The 4822-nt window shown below is 37.1% G+C and carries 3 protein-coding genes and 2 pseudogenes; 3 read left to right on the plus strand and 2 right to left on the minus strand.

What is annotated here, in order from left to right; translation table 11 throughout:
* Positions 1–13 precede the first annotated feature (13 nt).
* Positions 14–1285, minus strand: coding sequence for an IS4 family transposase (locus L647_RS0109885; RefSeq protein ID WP_024610808.1), 1272 nt, complete (start codon positions 1283–1285; stop codon positions 14–16).
* Positions 1286–1777: 492 nt separating this feature from the next.
* On the opposite strand from L647_RS0109885, the pseudogene L647_RS01000000123975 reads away from it, so the two are divergent.
* Positions 1778–2367 (plus strand): annotated as a pseudogene (locus L647_RS01000000123975) (trimeric intracellular cation channel family protein).
* A gap of 957 nt (positions 2368–3324) precedes the next feature.
* Here L647_RS01000000123975 and L647_RS0109905 read toward each other — a convergent pair.
* A complete protein-coding gene (locus L647_RS0109905) occupies positions 3325–3777 on the minus strand; it encodes a DUF302 domain-containing protein (RefSeq protein ID WP_024610985.1) in 453 nt (150 codons plus the stop codon).
* A gap of 153 nt (positions 3778–3930) precedes the next feature.
* On the opposite strand from L647_RS0109905, the gene L647_RS0109910 reads away from it, so the two are divergent.
* Together L647_RS0109910 and L647_RS01000000123985 are read left to right on the plus strand one after the other, a co-directional pair.
* Entirely contained in the window at positions 3931–4560 is a 630-nt protein-coding gene (locus L647_RS0109910; RefSeq protein ID WP_024610986.1) for a response regulator transcription factor, read from the plus strand.
* Positions 4547–4822: pseudogene (locus L647_RS01000000123985) on the plus strand (sensor histidine kinase); the annotation flags it as partial. The gene L647_RS0109910 and the pseudogene L647_RS01000000123985, both read left to right, overlap by 14 nt.

Here is a 4822-nt window from a genome sequence, read left to right on the forward strand (position 1 = left end):
CATAGGTTAGACATTAAGAGATAATTGGATTCAGGCCGCATTTTAATCGTCCTTTTTCTTTATCTCTTTTTGGGTTCGCTCTTCGTGCATATTTTGACAAAAAACTGATAGTTTTTTGCCATGCTTTATTCAGTGTCGATATCACGCCTTGTGTTATCGACTCCATTAATTGATAAAACCAACCTTGGGTGTTTTTTGCTACCATAAATGTTGATAGCTCAATACCGGCAAGTTGTTGAACACTCATGCCTATTCGCCTCTTTACTAACAACGTCAATAAACTTGCCCACACCAAGCCTTCCATCATGCTCGCTTTTCTGGTGTTAAATTTTTGCAGGTTGCAATAAGACTTCCATTCTTTAAACAGTAACTCTATTTGCCACCTGAGACTGTAGAGCTTTATTACCGCTTCAGCGCTAAATTTTTCTCGATTTAAGTTCGTTGCCCAATAAGTAGGCTCACTTTTTCCTCTAGGCCAGCTCGCAATCAATCGATAATTAGTTTTACCTTCCACATCCATATCGACAATAACACTACGACGAATATGCTTTTTAACGTCCTTTTGCTTCTTCTGTGAAAACCGTTTTAACGCGTTACCGTGACGATTAAAAGCAGCTACTACGGTTGGATTAACCGTGGTTTTAGCCCTGACAACATAAAAGCCTCCTGCTGTATCAATTGATTCAAGATACGATAACTTAAAATAACCTCTATCCGCTAAAAACAAGGTGTCGACTAACGATTTAGCATCAGGTAAAAAATCATATTCAGCTTGGCTATCAGGACTCACTGAGATTTCTTCGGGATAACCTTGAAGCACATCCCAACTCACATGAACCTCTATTGCCGCAGGACTTATTTTAGTAAAGCGACCTTTAAAGGTATCTTTTAAACTATCGTGCACTGCGAACGAACTTCCGTCTTGCAATATGATGCGTTTGAAATCTGACAGTGTGACTTCTGTGCCGAGTATTTGTTGCTGCCATTCATTTAACGCCACATCGACCAGTGATTTCATCAATTGGCTGAATTCAGGCTTACTCAGTTGATTGTGAAACGGTTTATATTGAACATCAGTTTCCGTCAACTTCACAAAATAACGATGTAAATCTGTCACGGTGTTTACCGATTTATCGCCTAGAGCCGTTATTAACGACATGACTAATTCGAAAGGTTTTATTATTCGTTTACGGCTACAAAAACGGCTTGTTTTACCTATTTCGTTAATATTAAAATCGTTAAGCACTTTCGTTATTTTGTTTAACTCAGTATTATATTTATTCATGCTCTGCTTTTGGGATAGATAGTGGTTTGGCGATTACTATCAGATCAAATTCAGAGCATGTTTTCAAGTTTTATTCCTTAAGATCCAACCTATGAACAATTGTTATTATACGTTCCTAAATCAAAACCATGCAACTAAATATTCATATTACGTTAATTTTACGCTTTATCTATTAAATTAAGTTATTAAACCAAATTATTAAAAAGTTATTAAATTTAACTATTAACTAAGCACTTAAATAATTAAGCCTTAAAGTAAAGCTAAGTAAAAATTCAACTTGTTTATTTGTAATTTGCGGCTATATGTCCTTTAACTTTTGACAATAACTTTGCACAAACCTGTTAGCTTAACAGCTTGTTTACACTCGGTTTTGTCATTAGTTATTTCTATCTGAATTGAGCCTTTTTTGTATGATTTCTCATTCGTTATTTGCCCGTTTTATCTATACAATCCACATCTTATTTTTACGTACAAATTTCAAGTGATTATCTCATGCTATTAACGATTGTTTATATTATTGGTATTACAGCAGAAGCCATGACAGGCGCACTTAGCGCAGGACGAATGAAAATGGACNGGCAATTGGCGGTGGTAGCGTTCGAGATATTTTACTAGGCAATTACCCGCTTACGTGGGTTCAACACCCAGAATATTTATTAATTACCTGTATTGCCGGTATTGTCACTACGTGGCTTGCTAAATGGGTGGTTAAGTTTAAAGGTATATTTATGCGCTTAGATGCCCTAGGTTTAGCTGCCTTTAGTATTATTGGCTGCCAAGTGGGGCTAAATATGGGCTTACATTACGGTATTTGTGTAGTGGCAGCGGTTGTAACTGGCGTATTTGGTGGCTTATTACGTGATTTAATTTGTCGCCAAGCCCCGTTGGTACTGCACAACGAGCTTTATGCCAGCGTATCGTTACTTGTTGCCTGTTTATACTTAGCGCTACACCATTACAATATTGACGACAACATAAGCATTATTGTGAGCTTGGTTGCGGGGTACTTAATACGTATGGCATCAATACGCTTTAAATGGCGCTTACCTACCTTTAGTTTATTAGAGCAGCACGCTAAATAAAAATAAGCTTTAATACAAAATAAGGCAGGTTATACCTGCCTTAGTTAATATAACTATTGGCGTATTAATTTAATGCCCGCTTACATCGCTTAACGCGGTTTTTAACCCGCTGTTATTTTGCTTAAGTACGCTAAAACTGCCATCGGTTTCTAGCACTACGGCGGNCCCGCGCCACGAATAGCGGCGCGAATTTCTGATTTTGTTACCCGCTGCGATTTAAGTGCAGCCGTGCAGTATTCACCATCACTCAGTAAAAGCGTAGGTTCTGCTTTTATAAGTGCTGCAAATTTTGACGAGCGCACACTAAGCCACGTAATAACATATTGCAGCCCTATCAATACTACAAAGGCAAGTATGCCCTCAAACAGCGGTACACTTTTTGAAATAATAACAGACGCTAATATAGAGCCCAGCGCAATGGTGACTATAAAGTCGAACACGTTCATTTTGAAAGTGTACGTTTACCCGATACACGTAACCAAAACACCAGTGCAATATAACCTAGTACACCTATTGTAAGTACACGCAATAACCCCTGTATATCATCGTAAAACATAGTGGCTCCTTTTATATTTTAACGCTTAATGTAAGTGCTTTTTACTTGCTTACATTTTTTAATTTAATTAATTGCTTAATACCTAAAAACGTATCAAGTGGAATAAAAAAAATCCACAGCTAGACATAAGATTTTGAAATTTTTATAAAAATGGCTGAGCTGCTTATATTTTTATTTAACCTACTATTTAGCACATACGTATTTATAAAAAGCCCAATTAAAGCAGGAATAATTTGTATTAACGACGCTGTAACCCCAGATGCAATGTGCCCTGCTACAATTTAAGGTAGCCACCAGCAAACACGGTATAGGCATAATACAAACCCGTAAAAAGCCTGTAAAAACAGGCTTACTAAGGTTAAAAGTACTTTTAAAGGTTGTTTCAACAATTTTCTTTAATTTTATGGTTCAACTGTTTTAGCTGCAAGCCCTGCTAATACGTTACTTAATTTTTTGGCTACTAAACAATTTGGTACGTTGTGGCGCTTAACAATATAAGTAGGATCGTTGTAGCTTAACCACACTTGCGATTGTGCGTCTTCCCAAACCAGTGCTTTTAATGGCAAATCTATACCTATTGTTTGTGCGCATTCCATTAGTGGTGTACCGCCTTTAGGGTTACCAAATATAAGTACTTCTGTTGGGTTAAGCTCCTTATCTACTTTTTTGGCACCAACTGCGTGATCTATTCGTGCAAATATATTTAGCCCTTTGTTTTTAGCTAATAGCTCAAACTTATCCATAGTCGCTTTAGCGCTTAGTGGGCTTTTTACTGAAATTAGTCCCTCTACTGCGTTAGCATTTGAAATTACAAAGAGTAATGCGAGTCCATAAATGACGTTTAATGCTTTCATACCTTCCCCTTTTAAAATAGTTAAATACTGAGCGTGATTGCTCCTTTAGCATTTACAGTGTACATTTTTTTGCTAGGTAGTTAACTTTTATGCAATTTTTTGTGGCTATTGGTTATCTGTTTCAATGTATAATAAATTTAAAGGGAGAAATATATGCACATTGGAATAATTGAAGATCATCAATTAGTACGCGACAGTTTTAAAAAGTTACTTGAATTACAAGCAGACTGGGAAGTAATAATAGAAGCGTGTAATGTTAGCCAAGCTAAACTTGCTGTTGAGCTTGAGCAACCCGATATATTTATTGTTGATATATCGCTTAATGAATCAGAAACCGGTCTTACATTTTTAACCTACCTTAACGATAATTTTCCTGACATTAAAACCATTGTTGCATCTATGCATGATTACGAACCTTATGTTAGTAATGCACTGCGACTAGGCGCACTTGGTTATGTGTCTAAGCGCTCTGCGTCGGAAGAGTTAATTGATGCGGTTAAGTCGGTTGCATTAGGTAAGCGCTATATAAGCGAAGACGTAAACTTTGCTTTAAATACACAACACTCAGTATTAAATATTTTAACCAACCGAGAACTAGAAGCTTTACCACTATTAGCAAAAGGCTTAAATGCAAAACAAATAGCACAAAAGCTAGACATAATGCCTAAAACTGCTCATGTTCATAAGGCAAATATTTACAGCAAACTTAATGTGACGACCTCGTTTGAACTGCTAAAAATTGCAATTGATGCGGGAGTAATACAGTTAGATGAACTTACCTAACGTTTCTTCTTTATCTAATGTTAGTTTTACTACCGCATACAAAGAGGTAGCTAAACAGTTATTGGTGGGGCTAATTTATTTTATTGCCTCACTCGCGGCATTTTGGGTTAGCCAAAACCTTGAAACCGTACCCGAGAGCAGCGCCATATTTATTCCCGCAGGCGTAAAAATTGCATTTTACTTACTCACCCCAACACGCTATTGGCTCACCTTATGGGTTGTATCGCGCGCTTTAGCTGCACAGCTTGGTTTAACATACAGC

Origin of the sequence: Pseudoalteromonas sp. TB64, from assembly GCF_000498095.1 — a bacterium.
Taxonomy (GTDB): domain Bacteria; phylum Pseudomonadota; class Gammaproteobacteria; order Enterobacterales; family Alteromonadaceae; genus Pseudoalteromonas.